Origin of the sequence: Pseudomonas sp. TWR2-1-1 (assembly GCF_049897045.1) — a bacterium.
GTDB classification, from domain to species: Bacteria; Pseudomonadota; Gammaproteobacteria; order Pseudomonadales; family Pseudomonadaceae; genus Aquipseudomonas; species Aquipseudomonas versuta.
Genome location: NZ_JAFCVM010000005.1, coordinates 11,407 through 32,582, shown reverse-complemented (window position 1 = coordinate 32,582; position 21,176 = coordinate 11,407). Strand labels below are relative to the sequence as shown.

Genomic DNA, 21,176 nt, shown 5'->3' with positions numbered 1-21,176 from the left:
GCGGGTAAATTCCACGAATGGTTTGAGCCCCTGTCAAAGGCGAATAAAATCGTTTTTGTGCGTTCCTGCGCTGGCATAATCCCGGCACTTCAGACCGGAGAGTGCCCATGCCGCGTTACGTTTTTTTAACCTTATTGTGCCTTTCACCTTTGGCCCATGCGGCCACGATGCCAAGCGCCGACGCTGCCCACGACCTGTCTTACAGCATGGGCGCAAGCTTGGGCGAGCGTCTGCGCGAAGAAGTCCCCGAGTTACAACTTCAGGCGCTGATCGAGGGCTTGCGCACAGCGTACCAAGGTCAACCGCTGGCCCTGAGTGATGAGCGTATCGAGCAGATCTTGACCCTGCATCAGGCCCAAAGCTCCCAGGCCCAACCGCAGAGTGAAATGGCTCTCGGCGCCGAACGTGATTTTTTGTTGAAGGAAAAACAGCAACCACAGGCTCGTGAGCTGGCTGACGGCATCGTCCTGCTAGAGCTCAAGCACGGCACGGGCGCCAAACCCGGCGCGCAGGATTCGGTGTATGTGAACTATGTGGGGCGTCTGCCGGATGGCACAGTCTTCGACCAAAGCACCCAACCTCAATGGTTTCGCCTGGACAGCGTTATCGCAGGTTGGCGCAGTGCGCTGGTCCAGATGCCGGTCGGCGCGAAGTGGCGACTGGCAATACCTTCAAGTCAGGCTTACGGCACAGAGGGTGCAGGCGATTTGATCGCCCCCTACACACCCCTGGTGTTTGAAATCGAGTTGATCGATATCAGGAAATGACCGGCCTTTAACGAAAAACGGCGCGCAATGCGCACCATTTTTTAACACTGCTCAGCCTAAGCCTCGATGGCTTGCACTTCTTCGTTCTGCTTGTGCGCGTTGTGCAGCACTTCAATCAGGCAGTCTTCGAGTTCGAAACGCTCGCTAAGCAGAGCATCCAGCTCTTTGAATTTTGCCGCGAGGATTTCACAGGCCGGGTCGTGGTCTTTGCCACAGCGCTCATGGAAGGCCAAAGCGGCTTCAGTACTGACATCGATGCGCGGGTAGATGTCTTGGGCGAATTCAATTGCCCGCAAGTCGTTAAAGGCTTTGGCTTCTTCGGTGAGCTCCGCATATATCTCAAAATGCCCTGCAGAGACGTAGTCCACCAAAATTGCACAAAAGTCCTTCTGGAGTTTGCGCTTGGGGTTCGAAGTCATTTGCTCAAGCTTGACGGCGTCATACGCCTCGATAAGTTCTTCGCGCTCTTGTAGCCAGCGGTCAATCAGCTTGTGGACGCCATTGAAACGTTCCTGAGCATTCTTGCAACTCTCGAGCATGACGGTCTCTCTTCCCTTGTGGGCCCACGCCGCCTGACTGTAGCCAGGCCTGTCTGAACCCAAATGTGCAAAGCGCACCGGTATTGGGCGGCATAATTCCAATAATGCGTGCGGGCCAGATTATGCCCGCACGGCAACTGCTTCAAGGTACCCACGAGAGAAAGTTCATACAAGCGTTTAATACTAACTGCTACCCCGGGTCGCAGGCGCACGTGGTTTGCGAGAGTAAATCGAGCGAATGACCTGAAAGCCGCCAGGAATACTCAAGCCGACAAAGGCCAGCAGGCTTAGCTCGGGAATGCTCAGGTCAAACACGGTCCAGCTAATCTGCGCGCACACATCGTTTCCCCGATAGATCATCGAGACGATTTCATTCAGGGACAGGTCGCGCCAGATACGGGCCAGATCGGGTTGGCAGAACATCAGCTGTTCGGGAGCCAGACGTTGCATCAGCACCTGCCTCAGTGCGCTCGCAGCGCCTCCCAGGGCAAACAGCATGGATGCAATGGAGTAGCACCGCATGCCTGCACGACGCGGGCCATGCACATAGCCCATCAGGTTAACGAGGCATAATCCCAGCAAGAAGCAGCGCTGCACCTGGCATAGCAGGCAAGGTTCAAGCCCCACCCCGTATTCCAGAAACAACGAAGCGCCCAAGGTCAGGGCGCCGGCAAGAAACACCAAAAGAAAAATGAACCGTGAGCATGCCAGGAACATGGCTTTTCCGTAACAAAATAGACAGCTGGTTACGGTAGATGAAAGCCATCAGCCCTTTCAAGGTCGCCCATTAGGAACTGTCCGAAAGTACGCGCACAATTGCCAATAGATCTGACAGTCCGCACAAACGTAGCGCCATTTGCACTGCAACTTCTGACTTGCGCACGGCGCAAGCCAGATTGCATCAATTAAAGGCTAATGGCCGTAGCGGGTAGAGGCAGGGCCAGCAAACGCTCATCCAGCAGGTTCAATCCTTCCTGAAACAACTGATTGCTACGCGTCGTGTCCCCTAGCTGCGCCAACAGTCGTGCCAGTTCGGCACAGGCCTCAGGGTTGCGTTCAATTTTAAGGCTGCTCTCAAGGTAGTCCCGTGCCTTGCCCCACAGACTGTTTTGCAGGCACAAGCGACCTAACGTCAGCAATAAACCGGGGTCATCGGAATGGGCCTTGAGCCAGCCTTCTGCAGTCTGCAACTGTTTGACCGGATCGCTGCCCCGCAGCAGGCCATAAAGACGCACAAGATGGCTGTCGTAGTTGCGCTTGAGCGCTCCACGCAAGACTTCTTCAGCCTCGGTCTGGGCACCCAGCTGGCGCAATTGCTCAGCATATGCCAACACCAGTGCCGGCTCCTGACGCTGAGCAGATGTCAGTTGCTGCCAGGCACGCTGAAGCGATTGCAGCCCTGCTTCACCCTCGGTCTCGCGCTGAGCCGCAAAGCTCAGATTCTTGCCCCAGGCGCGACGCTCAAGTTCCGCCAGCTCGTTAGCCGGCAGCACCTTGTCTTTGCGTAACTCTGGCAGCAAGCGGATCAGTGCCGTCCAGTCGCCACGCTGCTGATGCAAACGCTGTAACTGGCGCAACACCTGGGCATTGTGTGGATGGCGCTCGTGCATGGCCTGCAAAGTGGTCAGCGCACCTTCCGTGTCGGCGCGGTCCATCTGCAACTGGGCATGACTCAGTGCAATGGCCAGCTCGGCCTGAGGTTGACGCTCCAGGGCCCGCTCCAGCAAGTTGTCGCTCTCTTCGTAATGCCCCAACTCGTTGGCTGCCCGAGCCGCCCCGAGGTAGTAGAGCAAAGGCTGACGCTCGGCTTCAGCCGCGCGCGCCAGGTGCTTTTGCGCACTGGCCCATCGCCCCTCAGCGAGGTCAATTTGCCCTTGCTCGATAGCAATCTGGGTGCGACGGCTGCGGTTACGCCGCGACCAGGGATTGACCAGACCGGTAGACGCTGTCACCAGCTCGACCAGCAGCTTGATACCCCAGATCACTAGCCACAGCACCAGCAGCAGCGCCAAAGTGGCCCATAAACTGGATTCGTAGCGGAAGCTTTTGTAGGCGATCAACACGTAGCCCGAGTCTTCGGCGATTGCCAGGCCGATGCAGGCCGCAGCTGCAATCAACAAAAACACAATCACATAAAAGCGTCTCATGGGCTGGTCTCCTGAGCCGGGTTGGCAGCCGCCTTGCCCGGCTCATCAGCATTCACGTTTCGACGCTCAAGATAGGCCTGCACCGCACTCAAGGTGCCAGCAAGGTCCGGCGTCTTCACCGTGACCGGTTGCTTGCTCAGCTCAACCACTTGTTCGAGAATTTTTTGGCTTTGCGCATTATCCGGATTGAAATTGCCCTTGAGCACTTCCTGGGCTTGCGCCAAAGCCTGGGTGTAAACCGGCTCCTGGCCGTTCAAGGCCGCCCATTGGGCCTGCTCCAGCGCCAGGCTCAAGGCCAGACGCACTTGGGTCAGGCTCTGGCCCGCCAGCAGCGGCCGGACATTTTTATCTGCGTTGAAATCGATGCGAATGTAGTGCGAGATTTCGTCCCACCATTGCGCCCAACGGCTCGCGCCATCGCCATCGGCCGTAAGACCCAGCAGTGAATCGCCTGCATCCTTGTATTGCGGGGCCAATGCGTTGAGGTGTGCTACCTGGTCACGCAAGGCCCCCAGTTGCAGGAACAGGCCGGTACGGTCAGGCTGCTCTACGCTGCGCAATGCGGTCAGGCTTTTGGCCAGTTGTTCGCGTGCGGCGAAAGAGCCAGGGTCATTCTGCTCGCGAAAAATATCATCGGCGCCCTGCACCAGCGCCTGGGCACTGCTGATGTCCTGCAATGCCGACAAACGCAGGCTGGCCAGGCGCAGCAAGTGTTCGGCCTCGGCCAGACGCCAGTCCTTGCGGCTTGCGCCCAGAACCGTCTCAAGGCGCTGATTCATACGCTGCTGATCACCTTGCAACTGCACCACCAGTTGGCGCTGGTTATCCAGCTCGCTGGCAGATGGCAACTGGTTGAGGCGTGTCAGCAACACCTGCTCGGTCTGCTTGATCGACAGTGTTTGCGCAGCCAGGGCCTGGACTTCACCCAGTTGTTGTTCGGTGTTGGTTTGCAGGTGCCGCACCTGCCAGACACCCCAACCGCCGACGGCAACACCGGCAGCACCCAGCAGCAGTGCAACCACGGCCAGACCATTGCCCCGACGCTCTGGCGTCGTAACCGGCTTTTGAACCGGCGCTTGCGGCGCCGGTTGCACGTGTTCTTTTGGCACGACTGTTTCGCTCACGTATCCATCCTTTGCATTAGAAAGCAGGTACGGGATGCTCCCGTAGCGCCGCCAGCAAAGCCGTGGCACTTGCACCACGACAATCCACAACGTTTTTAGCCCCTGCGCTGCGCGCGATCTCGGCAACCCGAGGGCTTGGAACAAACAACGGTAAACGTGCCAACCGGGGCCAGGCAAGACCTGACAAGTGGCGTAAATGTTCAAAACCCTGCCCACTGCTGACCACCAGACCGTTCAGGCGTTCCACTCTGACCCGCTCGGGCAGTTCCTGCGCCGGGTATGACGGTAACGCTCGACGATAGAGTTCAAGGTAGTCGACCTCGGCTCCCAGGCCACGCAGGCGGTCAGCCAGCATCTCTCTACCACCTACGCCCCGCATGATCAGGACCCGGGGCTCAGCGCATTCAATTGCCCGGGTGAACACCGGCAGCGCCAACAGGGCTTCGCTGTCATCACCGCCTTGAGGGTAGCTAACATCAAGGCCATAGTCGGTGAGAATCTGCGCGGTGGCAGCGCCGACACTGAACCACTTTTGAGCGGGTGCTTGCGGCCAGTACTGCTTGACCAGCTCCAGCCCCAGGCGCGCCGCGGGCTTGCTGACCACAATCACCGCGCAATAGCGGTCAAGGTGGACAATCAGCTCCCGTTGTTCATCTGTCAGCTCAAGAGGCTGGATCTCCAACAGGGGCAAGCTGCTGCTGAAAATGCCGGCAGCAGCCAGCTCGCTCGCCAGCGCTGCCGACTCTTCGGCGGGCCGGGTGAGCAACAAGCGCCAGCCTGTCACTCGTGACCTGCCTCACCATAGACGGCTTTGAGGATATCCCCGGCGCCTTGGGCCAGAAGCTCCTCTGCCACTTGAATCCCCAGCTCGGTTGCGGCGCTTTGCAGCCCGCGGGCGTCGGCACTCAGGAGCAGACCGCCACTGGGGTCACCGACCAGTCCACGCAGCCAGACTTGCTCGCCCTCGAGTACGGCATAGCATGCAATCGGTACCTGACAGCCACCGTTCAAATGCTTGTTCAGTGCACGCTCGGCGGTGACGCGCACGGCGGTATCCGCGTGGTGCAAGGGGGCCAGCAAGGCGTGAATTTCGCTGTCGGCGCTGCGGCACTCAATACCGACTGCACCCTGGCCTCCGGCAGGCAGACTGTGCTCGATGCTGATCGCCGAGGTAATGCGATCCTCAAAGCCCAAGCGAATCAGGCCAGCGGCGGCAAGGATGATGGCGTCGTACTCACCGGCATCCAGCTTGGCCAGACGGGTGTTGACGTTACCGCGCAGGAAGCGGATTTGAAGATCCGGACGACGGGTTAAAAGCTGGGCCTGGCGGCGCAGGCTCGAGGTGCCGACAACGCTGCCTTGAGGCAAATCGTCGAGACTGGCAAAGGTATTGGAGACAAAGGCATCACGCGGGTCTTCGCGCTCGCAAATGCAAAACAGGCCCAGACCTTCAGGGAAGTCCATGGGCACGTCTTTCATCGAATGTACGGCGATGTCAGCTTCGTTTTCGAGCAGAGCCGTTTCAAGCTCTTTGACGAACAGACCTTTGCCGCCGATTTTCGACAGCGGCGAGTCCAGCAGCTTGTCGCCACGACTGACCATGGGCACCAGCGTCACCACAAGAGCCGGGTGAGCCTGTTCTAAACGGGCTTTGACGTATTCGGCCTGCCACAGAGCCAGGGCGCTTTTACGGGTAGCGATGCGGATTTCGCGAGAGGACATGGATCAATCCGTACTGAAAAGATACGGCTGATAATAACAGCTCAGCCAAAACAGCTTTGACTTGTATCAGAAAGTACGTGGCCTCCCTGGCCCAAAAGCCGTCCCCGCGCCTGTTGGCGCGGGTTAGAGTTGCTGCATCATTTTGCGCACGCCGGCAACATGACGGCGGCTGACTATCAGCGCATCGCCGTTCAGCCCCCTGAGAAACAGCTGGAAGTGGCCTAGTGGCGTTCGCTGCAGGCGTTCGATCCGGTCACGCGCAACCAGTGCATTACGGTGAATGCGTACAAAGCGTTCGCCAAACTCGTCTTCGAGAGCCTTGAGCGGTTCATCGAGCAGGACTTCGCCGCCTTCGTGACGCAATGTCACGTACTTGTGGTCAGCAATAAAGTAAATCACCTGGTCGATGGGGATCAGCTCAATGCCTTTTCGGGTTCTGGCACTGATGTGACTGCGCGGGCCGCTGCCGGTTTGCGCGGCAGGCCGGGTGAGTGCAGCCAGTTGAACGCGGTTAGGCCGGTGCGCGTCTTTCAGGGCCGCGCCCAGAGCCTCGGCGGTTGCCGGCTTGATTACGTAGCTGACACCGCTCTCTTGCAGGGCCTGCAGTGAAAATTCGTCTGGTGCCACGCAAAACACCACCGAGGGCGGTAGTTCGCGCTCGCATAATTTGGCAGCAACCTGTAGCCCGTCGAGACCTGGCAAGCGAATATCGAGCAAAACGACATCCGGCTTGAGGTTTTCGATCAGGCTCAATGCCTCTTCACCATGAGAGGCGCCAGGCTCCAGTAACGTGTAACCGCCAAGCGTACGCAGCACATCGCTTAAGTGCTCGCGGGCCAAGGGTTCGTCATCAACGATCAGGACATTCATATAGCGCTGTATTCCTGCGTGAGTCTCGCACAAGGATAGCGTAGACAGGTGATGTGACGGCTGTCACGGCGATCCACGCTAAGACTAGCGAAAAGGCCAAAAAGTGCCGCAAACCTCGCAGCAAAAAATCACCTGCATCTATTGCTCGATTTAATACCGGATACGTCTGGCAATCTACAAAGACATGCAATGACTAATCCATACGAGCAACTGTAGACGGTTGCCAAGACGAAAGGGCTCAAACAATACATTTCGTTCGGGTATTTGTTTATACATGACTTCCCCCTCAAAGCTGCCGACCTGGGTCAACGCCATGATTGGCAACCCTGTTATCATCTACTGTAACTTTCTGTGTAACTCCCCTCAGCCGATTACGAGCGAATCCATGAGCACCGACAAGACCAATCAGTCCTGGGGCGGCCGCTTCAGTGAACCCGTCGACGCCTTCGTTGCGCGCTTCACTGCCTCCGTCACTTTCGACCAGCGCCTTTATCGTCACGACATCATGGGCTCCGTGGCCCACGCCACAATGCTGGCCAAGGTCGGCGTACTGACTGATGCCGAGCGTGACAGCATCATCGAAGGCCTGAAAACCATCCAGAGCGAAATCGAAGCCGGCACCTTTGACTGGCGCATCGACCTGGAAGACGTGCACATGAACATCGAGGCGCGCCTGACCGACCGCATCGGCGTAACCGGCAAAAAACTGCACACCGGGCGTAGCCGTAACGATCAGGTAGCCACCGACATACGCTTGTGGCTGCGCGACGAGATTGACGTAATCCTGGCTGAAATCACTCGCCTGCAAAAAGGTCTGCTGGAGCAAGCCGAGCGCGAAGCCGAAACCATCATGCCCGGCTTCACGCACCTGCAAACCGCCCAGCCAGTGACATTCGGTCACCACATGCTGGCATGGTTCGAGATGCTGAGCCGCGACTACGAGCGTCTGGTCGACTGCCGCAAGCGCACTAACCGCATGCCTCTGGGCAGCGCGGCACTGGCCGGCACCACCTACCCGATCGACCGCGAGTTCACTGCTCAGTTGCTCGGTTTTGATGCCGTAGGCGGCAACTCGCTGGACAACGTATCCGATCGCGATTTCGCCATCGAATTCTGCGCGGCGGCCAGCATTGCGATGATGCACTTGTCGCGGTTTTCCGAAGAACTGGTGCTATGGACCAGCGCCCAGTTCCAGTTCATCGATCTGCCAGACCGTTTCTGCACCGGCAGTTCGATCATGCCGCAAAAGAAAAACCCGGACGTGCCAGAGCTGGTTCGTGGCAAAAGCGGCCGCGTTTTCGGCGCACTGATGGGCCTGTTGACCCTGATGAAAGGCCAGCCACTGGCCTACAACAAGGACAACCAGGAAGACAAGGAGCCGCTGTTCGACGCCGCTGACACCTTGCGCGACTCGTTGCGTGCATTTGCAGACATGATCCCTGCGATCAAGCCCAAGCACGCGATCATGCGTGAAGCGGCGTTGCGCGGTTTCTCCACCGCCACCGACCTGGCCGACTACCTGGTTCGCCGCGGCCTGCCGTTCCGTGATTGCCACGAAATTGTCGGCCACGCCGTGAAGTATGGCGTTGAAACCGGCAAGGACCTGGCTGAAATGAGCCTCGAAGAACTGCGCCAGTTCAGCGATCAGATCGACGACGACGTCTTTGCTGTACTGACCCTCGAAGGGTCGGTCAATGCGCGCGATCATATCGGCGGCACTGCCCCTGCACAGGTCAAGGCCGCGGTTATTCGTGGCAAGGCGTTGCTGGCCAGTCGCTAACTCCGTAAGCGCTGCTGCAGACAGCGGCGAAATGGTTTCGCGGGTAATAAAAAACGGGCGCCATCTGAGCGCCCGTTTTTATTGCGCTGTAAACGCCACCAGGGTTATTTCTTGCTGCTGATCCACGCCAGAAACTGCGGCATGGCTGCGTCCTTGTCGGCCGCAATCCGCTGCACGTGGGGATTTTTCTCCAGGCGCTCCAGCAGCGCCCGGGCCGCCGGCTGCTCTGCCAATAAATCCAGACCGAAGAGTTTGTGGCCTACCGCACAGGCCTGGTTGATGCTGTACAGAAAGTAAATGTCCGCAAGACTCAGGGTATCCCCGGCCAGATAAGGTGCGAATTTGCCATGTCGACCGAGTGCAGCAATACCCTCTACCAGCTCGACCCGGGTTTTGTCCTTGATCGCCTCGGGCACTGACATGCCGAAAAAGGCCTCGCCATAGCAGGCACGTGCCGGCAACTCGATATACAACTCGATTTCCTTGGCCAGCGCCAAGGCCTGGGCGCGTTCAAACGGGTCAGTAGGCAGCAGTTTTTTCCCCGGCTGGGTCTGCTCCAGGTATTCGAGAATCACGCTGGTTTCGTTGATAAAACCCTGATCGACGCCCAGCACCGGAATCTTGCCGCGCGGGCTGATCGCAAGCGCCTCGGGGGTTTGTCCGGCAAAAAACGGGACCTCCTCGAATGGGACGCCCTTCTCCAGCAGCGCCAGCTTGACCATGTTGTAGTAGTTGCTGACTGCGAATCCATAAAGCTTGATCATTACAAAGCCTCCAGGCCGTATCGGGGTTGGCAGCGGTTGTTATAGAGCTTCGCCACTAAGCTGGCTAGCAGCATCAGCCGCGTGAATACAGTTAGACTGCCCGCCTTTACTTGAGGAGCCTGCCCATGAGCGAGCCAGTTGATATTGATAACGATGAAGAAGAGTTCGCCGAGTCCACGCTGATCCAGGCGATTGAAAACCAGATCGAAAGCGACACCCCGCCTGCCGCCAAAGCGACGTTCAACAAGTTGACGTTGGTGGGCTACGAGCGCGAAGAAATTCTGCAGCTGATGGCCCATGTGCTGGCCGTAGAAATTGACGCAATCCTCGAAGAAGATCGCGCCTTCAACACCGAGTGGTACGAAGCAGCCCTGCGCGCACTGCCGACCTTGCCACCCGAGAAAAACTGAGTCACGGCTCAGGAGCGAATGGCGGGGGCTCGCTGCCAGTCCAGTTCACTGGCGGGCATCGGGCGCCCAAACCAGTAGCCCTGCCCCAGATCGCACTTCAAGTCGAGCAGGAACCGCGCCTGCCCGACTTGCTCGATACCCTCGGCATGAACCTGCAGGCCCATGCTTTGCGACAACGCGATGACCGCCCGAACAATGGCCACGTCATCATTGTCGGAAGGTAGCCCCGCGACAAATCCCTGATCGATCTTGAGTTTCTGCACTGGCAATTGCTTGAGCCGCAGCAAGGACGAGAACCCCGTTCCAAAGTCGTCGATCGCCAGTCGCAAACCCAGCTTGCGCAACCGGTTCATCTGCTCCAGCGCACCCTGTGAATCTTCCATCACTGCACTCTCAGTGACTTCCAGTTCCAGCAGCGCAGGATCCAGTCCGGTATCCGCCAGCACCGTGGAAACCAGGGTGTACAACTCGGGGCGAGCAAACAAACGGCTGGAAATATTCACCGCCACAAACGACAGCGCCACTCCGGCAGATTGCCACTGACACATTTGCCAACAGGCTTGTTCCAGGACCCAGGCGTCGATTTCGGCAATCAGCCCGGTACGTTCGGCAATTGGAATGAACTCCCCCGGCGACACCAGTCCACGTTGTGGATGCTGCCAGCGCACCAGCGCTTCGACTCCGATCAGATGACTGGTCTGCAGATCGTGGACCGGCTGGTAGTACACCCGCAGTTCCTGCTGCTCCAGAGCCCGGCGCAGATCGCTGGCCACCTCTATCCGGTACTGCGCGAGGGCGGTCAGCTCTTCGGTGTATAAGGCATAGCCTTCGCGCCCCGCCTTTTTGGCCTTGAACAAGGCCGAGTCTGCATTGCGCAGCAGTTGCTCGGCGTTCAATGCATCGTTGGGGAACACACTGATGCCAACACTGGCGCTTATAAACAACTGATGCCTGTCGATTTCAAAAGCGCCTTTCATAACCTCCAGCACCTGTTGCGCCAGGGCAGCAGCCTGCGTCACTTGCGGGCAACTTTCGACCAGCACCGCAAATTCATCACCGCCCAGCCGGGCCACAGTAAAGCCTTTGCCAAACACGCTCTGCAAACGATCCGCGACGGCCTTGAGCAACAGGTCACCCACGTTATGGCCGAGGCTGTCATTGATGATTTTGAAATGATCCAGATCGATCATCAGCAGCGCGCAGCCAGACTTTAGGCGTTGCGCCGCCGCCAGTGTCTGTTCGGTACGATCGGTAAATAACAACCGGTTGGGCAGGTCGGTCAGCGGATCGTGATGCGCCAGTCGGGTCAGTTCGGTCTGGGACTTTTTAATCGCCGAAATATCGCTAAAGACCGCGACGTAGTGAGTGACCTGCCCCTCGGCATCGGTGATCGCACGCACGGTTTGCCACTGCGGGTAGATCTCGCCGCTTTTGCGCCGGTTCCAGATCTCGCCGTGCCAATCACCGTTTTCCTGCAATGACTTGAATACCGCGGCATAGAACTGCGGACCATGGCGGCCCGACTTGAACATATTGGGCCGTCGCCCCAGCACCTCTTGCGCCGGGTAACCGGTGATTTCAACCAGGGCGCGATTGACATGCACAATCACGCCATTGCGGTCGCTTACCAGCACTCCCTCACGGGTACAGTCAAACACCACTGCCGCCTGGCGCAAACGCTCCTGATCCTGACGCTGGCGCTTGGAGTTCACGCCCTGGCCGAGAAAACCGGACAGGCGGCCAAGGACAAGAAAAATCAGGATCGTGGTTATAAACGCCCAAACGTAGCCATTTATAAGCTGCCAATGGGCTAACTGAGCCGAATCATCGAAATAACTGTTCAATAAATGATCAGTTATTTGCAGCCAGAAAACCGATAACAGCCCGTATGACAAGGCCGCACGCAAGGCATCGCGATAAGAAACCGACATAAGAAAGTTAAAGCACCTACAAAAAAAGGGGAATCATAATGTAAGAAACATCCGGGCACTCTTATCTGAAAGGGTGACTGGTTTTATCTGGCTGCATGGGGATAATGCGTGTTGCAGTTTTTTTTACCTTCCCGAGGGCCAAACAGCCTATGTGGTACAACGGTTTTCTCGACTTGTCGGCCTGGCAACTGGTTGCAGTCACCCTGTTGATGACCCACGTGACCATTATCGGCGTCACGGTCTATCTACACCGCTATTCAGCGCACCGCTCCCTGGAGCTTAACGGTGGCCTGAAACACTTCTTCCGTTTCTGGCTGTGGCTGACCACGGCTCAAAACACCCGCGAGTGGACAGCCATCCACCGTAAACACCATGCCAAATGCGAAACCGTTGATGACCCGCACAGCCCGGTCATCAAAGGGTTATCGACCGTTTTGCGAAAAGGTGCAGAGCTATATCGCGAGGAAGCGCAGAATCCGGAAACGCTGCGTATTTATGGCAAGAACTGCCCTGAAGACTGGATTGAACGCAATCTTTACTCGCGCTACAAAATGCTGGGTGTCAGTTTGATGCTGGTCATCGACCTGATGCTGTTCGGCGCCATCGGCCTGACGATCTGGGCCATTCAGATGATGTGGATCCCGGTATGGGCTGCGGGCGTGGTCAACGGCCTGGGCCATGCAGTGGGCTATCGCAACTTTGAATGCCGCGATGCGGCGACCAATCTGGTGCCATGGGGCATCATCATTGGCGGCGAAGAGCTGCACAACAACCACCACACCTACCCTAACTCGGCCAAGATGTCGGTCAAGAAGTGGGAATTCGACCTGGGCTGGGCCTGGATCAAAGTCTTCAGCTTTTTGCGTCTGGCCAAGGTTCAGCGTGTTGCCCCGATCGCCCACCGGGTTGAAGGCAAGGGCAATCTGGATATGGACACCGCGATGGCGATCCTCAACAACCGCTTCCAGATCATGGCTCAGTACCGCAAGCTGGTGATCGCGCCGCTGGTGCAACAAGAGCTGGCCAAGGTCGATCATTCGGTTCGTCACCAGTTCCGCCGCGCCAAGCGCCTGCTGTCGCGTGAAACCAGCCTGTTGGAAGAGCGCCATCACCAGCGTATCGAAACCATGCTCGAGCATAGTCACTCGCTGAAAGTGATCTACGAGAAGCGCCTGGCCCTGCAACAGATCTGGCTCAAAACCAGTACCAATGGCCATGACATGCTGGCGGCGATCAAGGAATGGGTGCATGAGGCAGAAGCCAGCGGCATTCAGTCGCTGCGCGAGTTTGCCCATCAGCTGAAAACCTACTCGCTGCGTCCTGCAACGGTGTAAAGGTAACGCGGCTCCCACATGACCGGTGTGGGGGCCTGTCTGCAAGACCCCAGTGCCTCGTCGACCGGCTGCTCCTACAGGGTTTGAATCACCCGCGACAACTCTGATGTGCCGACCCTCAGCAAACGTGCAGTTTTGCAGTTGGCCAATTCGCTGATCTGCTCTTCACTCGTCATATTCGCCATCTGTCCTACAAGGTGCATAACCAGCGCCTCACGGGAATACACGCCACCACCCAGGTGATAAATCGCCGCAATCAACTCGCGCAGCTCCAACGGCAAGCGCCAGCGTGCGCGCAAAGCTGAGCCATAGGCCGCTCCAAACTCAGCCAAAGATTCGTCAATCACCCGGGTGTCCAACTCGCCACCGGCAAGCTGCCACTCCTGCAAACAGCGCAACACCGCCAGGTCACCCAGACGATGCAGCAGCCCGGCGCAATAGCAGCGTTGAGGATCAAGGTTGAGCAGGCTCGCCAGCGTATGACCATATTGCGCAGCACGCAGCGACACGGCCCACTGTTTCTGGGCGTAGTCAGCCAGGCCAGGATCGCTCAACTGCGCGCTGTGCTTGAGTACCAGCCCAAGCACCAGGTTCATGCTCTGGCCAGGACCCAGTCGCTGCAAAGCCTGTGACAGGGTCTGCGCCGGGCTCACTCGATGTTGATCCGCGCTGTTGGCCGCAGCAATCAGCACTGCGTTAATTTGCGGGTCGGTCCTCACTTGCTGCTCAAACAGCGCGAGGTCCAGCCCGGCGGGACCATGGCTGTGCGTGACCGCCGCACGCGCATCGACCAGCAACGGCGCACCGTCGCAAGACGCGCGGCGCTGCTCCAGAAAACGGTTAAGGGTCATGCCCGGCGCCAATCCGGGCACCTCACACGAGACTTCCTGCCCGGCACTGAGCAACAGCCCTTGCAGGCGCCTGGTCAGGCCACTCATGTCCAGCGGCCGGGTCAGGTAGGCCGTGGGCACCAGTGGCAAGACCTCACGCACACTGGCAATGTCGCTACGGTTGCTCAGCAAGATAAATGGCTGTACCGGACTGCGACGGCGCTGGCGTACCGTACGCAGCAAGTCCAGCCCCCCCACTCCCGGCAAGTCGCCATCGGCAATCACCAGATCATAGGTGTTTTGACTCAGCAACCTGAGCGCCTGCTGACCTTCCCCGCACACATCCAGTTGCGCATCACAGCGCACACTCAGCACTACGTGTTTGAGCAAATCCCGAGACCACGGATCAGGCTCGGCAATCAGTACGCTCGGTACTGCCATTGAATCTACAACTGTCATGCATTTGCTCCCGGCGTAAGGCCTGCACCTTAGTCAAAGGCAGCCGGTGGATACAGAAAAAAGCACTCGAATGAATAACTCAAACCCAAAAAAAACCGCCGAAGCGGTTTTTTTGTCTATCGAGTCACAACTTGCGAGTCAGGACTCAAGCCAGTTCAGCGAAGCACTCTTCGATGATGGCCAGGCCTTTGTCCAGCTGCTCGTCTGGCGAGGTCAGCGGCACCAGAACGCGCAGCACGTTACCGTAAGGGCCGCACGACAACAGGATCAGACCCTTGTCACGCGCCTTGGCGACAATTTGAGCGACGGCTGCGGCGTTTGGTTTGTGCGAATCACCGCCTTCGAACAACTCGACTGCGATCATTGCGCCCAATGCCCGTACATCACCGATGACCGGGTACTTGGCCTGAATAGCCTTGAGACCGGTAACCAGGCGCTCGCCGACTGCCTTGCAGCGATCCAGCAAGTGCTCTTCTTCAAACACTTCAAGCACTGCCAGGGCAGCTGCGCAAGCAATCGGGCTACCGGCGTAGGTACCGCCCAGGCCGCCTGGAGCGATAGCGTCCATGTACTCGGTCTTGCCGCACACACCGGCCAGCGGGAAGCCGCCAGCGATGGATTTGGCGAACGTGGTCAGGTCGGCAGTCACACCCATTTGTTCCATGGCGAAGAAAGTGCCGGTACGGCCAGCGCCGGTTTGCACTTCGTCCGCGATCAGCAGGATGCCGTGCTTGTCGCACAGTTCGCGCAGACGGGCCATAAACGCTTTGGGAGCGACGTAGAAACCACCTTCGCCCTGTACCGGCTCCATGATGATTGCAGCGATGTCTTTAGGCTCTGCGTCATTTTTGAAGATGCGCTCAATGCTGGCGATGGAATCGTCAACGCTGATGCCGTGCAGTTCACAGGGGTACAGGGCGCGGAAGATACCGCCTGGCATCAGGCCCATTCCGGCCGAGTAAGGGACGACTTTGCCGGTCAGGCCCAGGGTCATCATGGTACGACCGTGGTAAGCACCCGTGAACGCAATCACGCCGGCACGGCCAGTGGCAGCACGGGCGATTTTCACGGCGTTCTCGACCGCTTCGGAACCGGTGGTGACCAGCAGGGTTTTCTTGTCGAAATTACCCGGTACCTTCGCGTTGATTTTTTCGCACAGCTCTACGTACGGCTCGTAAGCCAGTACCTGGAAGCAGGTGTGGGTCAGCTTGGTCAGTTGCTCTTGCACGGCGGCAATGATTTTCGGGTGCAGGTGACCGGTATTCAGTACTGCGATACCGCCCGCGAAGTCGATGAACTCACGACCCTCTACGTCAGTAACAGTGGCGTTCTTCGCCGATTCGGCGAAGATCGGGTGAATCTGGCCAACGCCGCGCGGGACAGCGGCTTCACGGCGTTTCATCAGGGATGCGTTGGTCTTGTTGCTCATGGTGTCCTCATTCGCCGCGAATCAAACGGCGTGGTTCAAAGCTGACGCGCCTGGGAGACAACAATGCCAGCATGCGATGATCGACTGGCATGGCGTTCCCGGCCACAGAAATTAACGATTTGAAACACAGAGGGGGCAGCGCTCTCGTGCCCCTCCTGCTGAACCACCCGCCGGGTTAGATGCCCAGGCAGAGATATTTGATTTCCAGGTAGTCTTCGATGCCGTACTTGGAGCCTTCACGGCCCAGGCCCGAGGCCTTGATGCCGCCAAACGGTGCGACTTCGTTGGAAATCAGGCCCGTGTTGACGCCAACCATGCCGTATTCCAGGGCTTCAGCCACACGGAATACACGGCTCAGGTCACGGGCATAGAAGTACGACGCCAGACCGAACTCGGTGTCGTTGGCCATCGCGATCACTTCAGCTTCATCTTTGAAGCGGAACAGTGGCGCCAGCGGACCGAAGGTTTCTTCCTTGGCCACGGCTGCGTTTTTCGGCACGTTGATCAAAATGGTCGGCTCGAAGAAGCTGCCTTCCAGGCTGTTACCGCCGCTCAACAGGGTCGCGCCTTTGCTCAGGGCATCGGCAATGTGCTCTTTGACCTTGGCTACAGCCTTGTCATCGATCAGCGGGCCAGTGGTGGTGCCTTCGTCCAGACCGTTACCGATCTTCAGCTTGGCCACAGCCACTTTCAGTTTTTCAGCGAACGCGTCGTACACCGAGTCCTGAATGTACAGACGGTTGGCACAGACGCAGGTCTGGCCGTTGTTGCGGTACTTGGAAATGATCGCGCCTTCGACGGCCTTATCCAGGTCCGCGTCGTCGAACACGATAAACGGCGCGTTGCCGCCCAGTTCCAGCGAAACTTTTTTGATGTCCTTGGCGCATTCAGCCATCAGTTGACGACCGATTTCGGTCGAACCGGTGAAGGACAACTTGCGCACGATCGGGTTGCTGGTCAGTTCGCCGCCGATGTCGCCGGCGCTGCCGGTGACTACGCTCAGCACGCCCTTGGGGATGCCGGCACGGTGCGCCAGCTCAACCAGAGCCAGGGCCGAGAACGGAGTTTGCGAAGCAGGCTTGATGACCATCGTGCAGCCAGCGGCCAAAGCCGGGCCTGCTTTACGGGTGATCATGGCCGCCGGGAAGTTCCAGGGCGTGATTGCAGCGGTCACACCGATAGGTTGCTTGATCACGATCAGGCGCTTGTCCGGCTGGTGACCCGGGATCACGTCGCCATAAATACGCTTGGCTTCTTCAGCGAACCACTCGATGAACGAGGCGGCGTAGACAATTTCGCCCTTGGCTTCGGCCAGTGGCTTGCCTTGCTCCAGAGTCATCAGGCGACCGAGGTCGTCCTGGTTTTCAATCAACAGCTCAAACCAGCGACGCAGTTTGGTTGCACGCTCTTTGGCGGTCAGTGCACGCCAGGCCGGCAAGGCCTTGTCGGCGGCTTCAATTGCACGACGGGTTTCGGCTGCGCCCATTTTTGGCACAGTGCCGATGATTTCACCGGTAGCAGGGTTGTTGACCTTGATCGTCTGACCACCGTCCGCATCCACCCAAGCCCCATCGATGTAGGCTTGTTGGCGGAACAACTGTGCGTCTTTGAGCTGCATGTTGGCTTTCCTTAACAGCACCGCGCAGGCGCGGAGCGAATTATTGATAGTAGAAAGGCGCCATGGAAGGCTGCCGTCAGGAAGTCATTCACTGCCAAAGTATCTAAATGACGCACAAAAATGTTGCCGTGCGGTTCAGCACTCAGACAAGAGCGTTTGAAATCTCAAACGAATCCTAGGGTCAATAGGGGTAAAGGACAATAGGCTGTTCGAAAAAAAGAACAAGCGGCCATCTTTCACCCGTTTTTCACCCGGCCCCCATTAATAGCTCATAACGCGTCAGGAAACACCTCACGAATCAGCAGCATGGACGGACGACACACAGATGAGTATTATGGCGCCCGCATTGCACCAGTAGCTCAGCTGGATAGAGTACTGCCCTCCGAAGGCAGTGGTCGTGGGTTCGAATCCCGCCTGGTGCACCAAAATCATGTTTCTAGTTGTCACCTGATACCTACGAAGCATCCGACAAAGCCCGCCCTGTGCGGGCTTTGTCGTTTCTGCCTGCCCCCCCTCATCCTGTGGCGGCCCTTAGAGGTCGATTTTGATCGGGCTCGGCACAGTGATTTCATCGAACCTCAGCCCGAAAGAGTTGTTCAGGTAATGATGCTCCGGCCCAATGCTGCCCGGCCATCAAAGCCCCGACAGGCACAAAAACTGCTGCACGCCTGATCGCGATACCAGACATGTACGATCACGGGGCATCGGCTGTAGATAGCCTGCTCCGGACATTGCCGTCGAGGCGGTTCAGTCTTATCGTTCCCCGGCCCTGCTGAAGCCGCGCGCCAGCAGCCTCAATCGTACAAAACATGGAGTGAAATCATGAAGCAAGCCACGCCCACCAAGGATCGTGTGCGGATCAGGCAAGTAGAAGTGCTGTCGGATAACTGGTACGTGCTGCGCAAGACCACCTTCGACTTCCAGGGCCGGGACGGTATCTGGCGAACTATGTCGCGCGAGACCTATGACCGCGGTAACGGCGCCACGATCCTGCTGTACAGCACAGTGAAAAAGACGGTGGTGCTGACCCGTCAATTCCGCTTTCCCGCCTACGTCAACGAGCATGACGGCCTTCTGATCGAGACCTGTGCAGGGCTGCTGGACCAGGATGATCCGCACACCTGTATCCGCAAGGAGACTGAAGAGGAAACCGGCTATCGCATTGAAAACGTGCGTAAGGTTTTTGAAGCGTTCATGAGCCCCGGTTCAGTTACCGAGCGCCTGCACTTCTTTGTCGGGGAATACTCTGACCAGGACAAGGTCAGCGAGGGTGGAGGCCTTGAAGCCGAGGGCGAGGAGATCGAAGTTCTGGAGTTGCCTCTGGACGAAGCGCTGGCCATGATCGACACCGGAGAGATCAAGGACGGCAAGACCATCATGCTCTTGCAGTACGCGAAGCTGCAGGGGCTGATGGACTGCTGATTTTCGCACTTCGGGAGGTTGCTTATGTATAGCCATATCCAGATCGGGGCACGCGATGTGCCGGCGCTGGCGGTCTTTTATGATGCGGTGCTGGCCACTCTGGGCCTGGTGCGCATTGTCCATGATGATGAAGACAGCGGGCCTGCGGGAGCGGGCTGGCAGCGCCCCGGGCTTTACTGGCCACAGTTTTATATTCAGACGCCGATCAATGGTTTGCCCGCGACGTGGGGCAATGGCGTGCAGGTGAGTTTTGCCGCGCACTCGATTGAGCAGGTAGAAGCCGCTTGGCTCACGGCCTTGCGGCTCGGCGGCACGGATGAGGGCGCTCCGGGCAAGCGGCCACAATATGGCGACGATTATTACGGCGCCTATTGCCGTGATCCTGAAGGCAACAAGTTGTGCTTTGTGTTTGCCAGATCAATGGCAACTCAACAGCAATAACTGCACTTTTGTTCTGTAGGAGCCAGCTTGCTCGCGATCTGTTAAGAAAAGATCGCGAGCAAGCTCGCTCCTACGATTTGCAGCGTTTACAGGCGGTCGGGACCAGCGCCAAAGCGGGTCACCATCACGTTGATGAAGTCTTCGAGGGTCATTTTTTGACCATTGAAGTCCACTTCCCCTGCGGCGTAGTTGAGCGATGCCAGGATGTTGTTGCCATCCACTTTTGCCAGACCGGTCTGTACCGCCATGACGCCAGCCATTTCGCTGTTAGCGCTGGCCATCTTCTCGATGGTTTGCGGGTCGGTCTGGCCAGCCAGTTGCGCCTGTACAGCGGACAAGTCGGCGATCATGGGTTTGGACAGCTGCAGCTTGGCATCCAGCGAGGTCAGCATTTGCTTGGTGACTTCGACCGGCGGTTGCTCAAACGAAGTCGGCTGAGCCAGGCTCACGGCCACGTTGAACTGGCTTTCGCCATTGGTGGTTTTGAGCGTGAGTTTTTCCAGCGCCAGCTGTGGCTTGGCCGCCAGCAGTTTTTCAACGTCGGCTTGCATCTGCGCTTGTTCTGCCGGGGTCAGCTGCGCCACAGGCATTGTGCCGTCGGCTTGAGGCTGGAATTTGGTTTGATAGATCTGCAACAACGACTGCATGGCCGGGATGTCCAGGCTGCTGGCGGTCATGACCATTTGCGCGCTGCCCACTGGCTTGTCGTCCAGTGTGATGTCGCCCACGGTGTAGGACAGGCGTCCCGACATCAGGCTGCCATTGGCTGAAGCCGAACCTGCGTATTCGAAGTTTTTGATCTTGGCCACAGATTGGCGTTCGCCAAAGGTCAACTGGCCCTCGCTCAGCTCCAGAATATTCTGGCCCAGGTAGAAGCCATAGGCGCTTTTAGTCAGGTCGCTGGCCAGGGTCAGACCATTGAGCTCGACGCGAACCGGCGGTTGCCCGGGCGTGGCGGCCTGAAGAACCAGATGGTCCATGTAGCCTTTGGCCTTGAGGTTTTTACCCTCGGCATCGGTCTGGCCATCCATGGTCAGCCCGGAGAAGCTGACATTGGAGTTCTCATCAATGGTGGCCTCAAGCGGCAGCAGTTCCATGTGCCCGTCTACCGAGCGGTTGTAGCCCAGAGTCACCTGCCCTTTGAGCGGCGACTGGTCCTTGGCTGCTGCGAACCATTTCTCAGTGAACGGGGTCTTTTCCAGCGCGTAGTTGCTGGTCGCCATCACTGGCATCCACTTGAAGGTCTTGATGCGCGACCATGGCAACGGACCATGTTCGATGTTATCCACAAACAGCAGCTCTACCGGTTGGGCATCGGGGCCGGCGGAGTCATCCTGCAGGTTCACCCGGTAGTGCGCAGTGCTGCTGTAGAGGTGGCGATCAAGGGAAACCAGTTCGATAGTGCCGTGGGTGGTGGTGCCTTGCAGCTGAGACGCCAGCTCCTTGTTGGCTTCCTGGATCGAGGTCTTGAGCACATCTTCGATCTTGGTGCCGGTGTACCACGCGCCTGCGGTGTTCAGGGCACCTGCAATAACAACAATCCCTACCAGTACGCCTAATGGTTTATTCATTAATTGACCCGTTCAATG

General features: G+C 57.9%; 19 protein-coding genes, 1 tRNA gene and 1 pseudogene. 7 read left to right on the top strand and 14 right to left on the bottom strand.

All coding sequences use genetic code 11. From position 1 onward, the window contains the following. Positions 1–107 precede the first annotated feature (107 nt). Positions 108–767: an FKBP-type peptidyl-prolyl cis-trans isomerase gene (locus ACP7BO_RS13885; RefSeq protein ID WP_426210977.1), complete on the top strand. Its 660-nt coding sequence runs from the start codon at positions 108–110 to the stop codon at positions 765–767. Positions 768–823: 56 nt separating this feature from the next. On the opposite strand, the gene rsd is transcribed toward ACP7BO_RS13885, so the two are convergent. The 8 genes and pseudogenes from rsd to ACP7BO_RS13845 all read right to left on the bottom strand — a co-directional run. Next, the gene (rsd, locus tag ACP7BO_RS13880; protein WP_397455241.1) at positions 824–1,306 is read right to left on the bottom strand and encodes a sigma D regulator; all 483 of its coding nucleotides are present in this window, start codon (positions 1,304–1,306) and stop codon (positions 824–826) included. Between the two features lie 183 nt (positions 1,307–1,489). Beyond that, complete coding sequence (locus ACP7BO_RS13875; RefSeq protein ID WP_060696250.1) at positions 1,490–2,023, bottom strand: disulfide bond formation protein B; 534 nt, start codon at positions 2,021–2,023, stop codon at positions 1,490–1,492. A 188-nt stretch (positions 2,024–2,211) separates the two neighbouring features. Continuing rightward, positions 2,212–3,453 (bottom strand): heme biosynthesis protein HemY, encoded by a 1,242-nt coding sequence (locus ACP7BO_RS13870; RefSeq protein ID WP_426210974.1) that lies wholly within the window; start codon positions 3,451–3,453, stop codon positions 2,212–2,214. Next, a complete protein-coding gene (locus ACP7BO_RS13865) occupies positions 3,450–4,577 on the bottom strand; it encodes a uroporphyrinogen-III C-methyltransferase (RefSeq protein ID WP_426210972.1) in 1,128 nt (375 codons plus the stop codon). The genes ACP7BO_RS13870 and ACP7BO_RS13865 overlap by 4 nt, the downstream gene beginning before the upstream one ends. 16 nt (positions 4,578–4,593) lie before the next feature. Then, complete coding sequence (locus tag ACP7BO_RS13860; protein ID WP_397455244.1) at positions 4,594–5,361, bottom strand: uroporphyrinogen-III synthase; 768 nt, start codon at positions 5,359–5,361, stop codon at positions 4,594–4,596. After that, the gene (hemC, locus tag ACP7BO_RS13855; protein ID WP_397455245.1) at positions 5,358–6,299 is read right to left on the bottom strand and encodes a hydroxymethylbilane synthase; all 942 of its coding nucleotides are present in this window, start codon (positions 6,297–6,299) and stop codon (positions 5,358–5,360) included. The genes ACP7BO_RS13860 and hemC overlap by 4 nt, the downstream gene beginning before the upstream one ends. 123 nt (positions 6,300–6,422) lie before the next feature. After that, positions 6,423–7,169 (bottom strand): LytR/AlgR family response regulator transcription factor, encoded by a 747-nt coding sequence (locus tag ACP7BO_RS13850; RefSeq protein ID WP_397455246.1) that lies wholly within the window; start codon positions 7,167–7,169, stop codon positions 6,423–6,425. Further along, positions 7,166–7,288 (bottom strand): annotated as a pseudogene (locus ACP7BO_RS13845) (sensor histidine kinase); the annotation flags it as partial. The gene ACP7BO_RS13850 and the pseudogene ACP7BO_RS13845, both read right to left, overlap by 4 nt. A gap of 266 nt (positions 7,289–7,554) precedes the next feature. Here ACP7BO_RS13845 and argH point away from each other — a divergent pair. Continuing rightward, a complete protein-coding gene (argH, locus tag ACP7BO_RS13840) occupies positions 7,555–8,949 on the top strand; it encodes an argininosuccinate lyase (protein WP_426210969.1) in 1,395 nt (464 codons plus the stop codon). A gap of 104 nt (positions 8,950–9,053) precedes the next feature. On the opposite strand, the gene ACP7BO_RS13835 is transcribed toward argH, so the two are convergent. Next, a complete protein-coding gene (locus ACP7BO_RS13835) occupies positions 9,054–9,713 on the bottom strand; it encodes a glutathione S-transferase family protein (protein WP_426210967.1) in 660 nt (219 codons plus the stop codon). A 125-nt stretch (positions 9,714–9,838) separates the two neighbouring features. Here ACP7BO_RS13835 and ACP7BO_RS13830 point away from each other — a divergent pair, with 125 nt between their 5' ends. Continuing rightward, positions 9,839–10,123 carry a hypothetical protein gene (locus tag ACP7BO_RS13830; RefSeq protein ID WP_073510333.1) on the top strand — a complete coding sequence of 95 codons (285 nt, stop codon included), beginning with the start codon at positions 9,839–9,841 and terminating at the stop codon, positions 10,121–10,123. 8 nt (positions 10,124–10,131) lie between these two features. Here the strand turns inward: ACP7BO_RS13830 and dibA are convergent, their stop codons facing one another. Beyond that, entirely contained in the window at positions 10,132–12,054 is a 1,923-nt protein-coding gene (gene dibA / locus ACP7BO_RS13825) for a phosphodiesterase DibA (RefSeq protein WP_426210965.1), read from the bottom strand. Between the two features lie 149 nt (positions 12,055–12,203). Between dibA and desA the strand changes: the two genes are divergently transcribed. Further along, positions 12,204–13,388, top strand: a complete 1,185-nt coding sequence (gene desA / locus ACP7BO_RS13820; RefSeq protein ID WP_397457332.1) for a delta-9 fatty acid desaturase DesA — start codon at positions 12,204–12,206, stop codon at positions 13,386–13,388. A gap of 74 nt (positions 13,389–13,462) precedes the next feature. Here the strand turns inward: desA and ACP7BO_RS13815 are convergent, their stop codons facing one another. The 3 genes from ACP7BO_RS13815 to gabD all read right to left on the bottom strand — a co-directional run bounded on the left by ACP7BO_RS13815 (position 13,463) and on the right by gabD (position 17,724). After that, positions 13,463–14,677 (bottom strand): HDOD domain-containing protein, encoded by a 1,215-nt coding sequence (locus tag ACP7BO_RS13815; protein ID WP_426210963.1) that lies wholly within the window; start codon positions 14,675–14,677, stop codon positions 13,463–13,465. 145 nt (positions 14,678–14,822) lie between these two features. Beyond that, positions 14,823–16,106, bottom strand: coding sequence for a 4-aminobutyrate--2-oxoglutarate transaminase (gene gabT / locus ACP7BO_RS13810; RefSeq protein ID WP_426210961.1), 1,284 nt, complete (start codon positions 16,104–16,106; stop codon positions 14,823–14,825). Between the two features lie 175 nt (positions 16,107–16,281). Next, the gene (gene gabD / locus ACP7BO_RS13805) at positions 16,282–17,724 is read right to left on the bottom strand and encodes an NADP-dependent succinate-semialdehyde dehydrogenase (RefSeq protein ID WP_003438213.1); all 1,443 of its coding nucleotides are present in this window, start codon (positions 17,722–17,724) and stop codon (positions 16,282–16,284) included. Positions 17,725–18,072: 348 nt separating this feature from the next. Here gabD and ACP7BO_RS13800 point away from each other — a divergent pair. The 3 genes from ACP7BO_RS13800 to ACP7BO_RS13790 all read left to right on the top strand — a co-directional run bounded on the left by ACP7BO_RS13800 (position 18,073) and on the right by ACP7BO_RS13790 (position 19,587). Beyond that, positions 18,073–18,149 (top strand) — tRNA-Arg (locus ACP7BO_RS13800). Positions 18,150–18,546: 397 nt separating this feature from the next. Continuing rightward, positions 18,547–19,146, top strand: a complete 600-nt coding sequence (gene nudK, locus ACP7BO_RS13795; protein WP_060696261.1) for a GDP-mannose pyrophosphatase NudK — start codon at positions 18,547–18,549, stop codon at positions 19,144–19,146. A gap of 24 nt (positions 19,147–19,170) precedes the next feature. Continuing rightward, the gene (locus ACP7BO_RS13790) at positions 19,171–19,587 is read left to right on the top strand and encodes a VOC family protein (protein ID WP_397455252.1); all 417 of its coding nucleotides are present in this window, start codon (positions 19,171–19,173) and stop codon (positions 19,585–19,587) included. Positions 19,588–19,673: 86 nt separating this feature from the next. On the opposite strand, the gene ACP7BO_RS13785 is transcribed toward ACP7BO_RS13790, so the two are convergent. Then, positions 19,674–21,158 carry a YdgA family protein gene (locus ACP7BO_RS13785; RefSeq protein WP_426210958.1) on the bottom strand — a complete coding sequence of 495 codons (1,485 nt, stop codon included), beginning with the start codon at positions 21,156–21,158 and terminating at the stop codon, positions 19,674–19,676. Positions 21,159–21,176 lie beyond the last annotated feature (18 nt).

Coding starts and splice junctions, on each gene's coding strand:
- ACP7BO_RS13885 (WP_426210977.1), top strand. CDS start 108: ATGCCGCGTTACGTTTTTTTAACCTTATTGTGCCTTTCACCTTTGGCC.
- rsd (WP_397455241.1), bottom strand. CDS start 1,306: ATGCTCGAGAGTTGCAAGAATGCTCAGGAACGTTTCAATGGCGTCCAC.
- ACP7BO_RS13875 (WP_060696250.1), bottom strand. CDS start 2,023: ATGTTCCTGGCATGCTCACGGTTCATTTTTCTTTTGGTGTTTCTTGCC.
- ACP7BO_RS13870 (WP_426210974.1), bottom strand. CDS start 3,453: ATGAGACGCTTTTATGTGATTGTGTTTTTGTTGATTGCAGCTGCGGCC.
- hemC (WP_397455245.1), bottom strand. CDS start 6,299: ATGTCCTCTCGCGAAATCCGCATCGCTACCCGTAAAAGCGCCCTGGCT.
- ACP7BO_RS13850 (WP_397455246.1), bottom strand. CDS start 7,169: ATGAATGTCCTGATCGTTGATGACGAACCCTTGGCCCGCGAGCACTTA.
- argH (WP_426210969.1), top strand. CDS start 7,555: ATGAGCACCGACAAGACCAATCAGTCCTGGGGCGGCCGCTTCAGTGAA.
- ACP7BO_RS13835 (WP_426210967.1), bottom strand. CDS start 9,713: ATGATCAAGCTTTATGGATTCGCAGTCAGCAACTACTACAACATGGTC.
- ACP7BO_RS13830 (WP_073510333.1), top strand. CDS start 9,839: ATGAGCGAGCCAGTTGATATTGATAACGATGAAGAAGAGTTCGCCGAG.
- dibA (WP_426210965.1), bottom strand. CDS start 12,054: ATGTCGGTTTCTTATCGCGATGCCTTGCGTGCGGCCTTGTCATACGGG.
- desA (WP_397457332.1), top strand. CDS start 12,204: ATGTGGTACAACGGTTTTCTCGACTTGTCGGCCTGGCAACTGGTTGCA.
- ACP7BO_RS13815 (WP_426210963.1), bottom strand. CDS start 14,677: ATGACAGTTGTAGATTCAATGGCAGTACCGAGCGTACTGATTGCCGAG.
- gabT (WP_426210961.1), bottom strand. CDS start 16,106: ATGAGCAACAAGACCAACGCATCCCTGATGAAACGCCGTGAAGCCGCT.
- gabD (WP_003438213.1), bottom strand. CDS start 17,724: ATGCAGCTCAAAGACGCACAGTTGTTCCGCCAACAAGCCTACATCGAT.
- nudK (WP_060696261.1), top strand. CDS start 18,547: ATGAAGCAAGCCACGCCCACCAAGGATCGTGTGCGGATCAGGCAAGTA.
- ACP7BO_RS13790 (WP_397455252.1), top strand. CDS start 19,171: ATGTATAGCCATATCCAGATCGGGGCACGCGATGTGCCGGCGCTGGCG.
- ACP7BO_RS13785 (WP_426210958.1), bottom strand. CDS start 21,158: ATGAATAAACCATTAGGCGTACTGGTAGGGATTGTTGTTATTGCAGGT.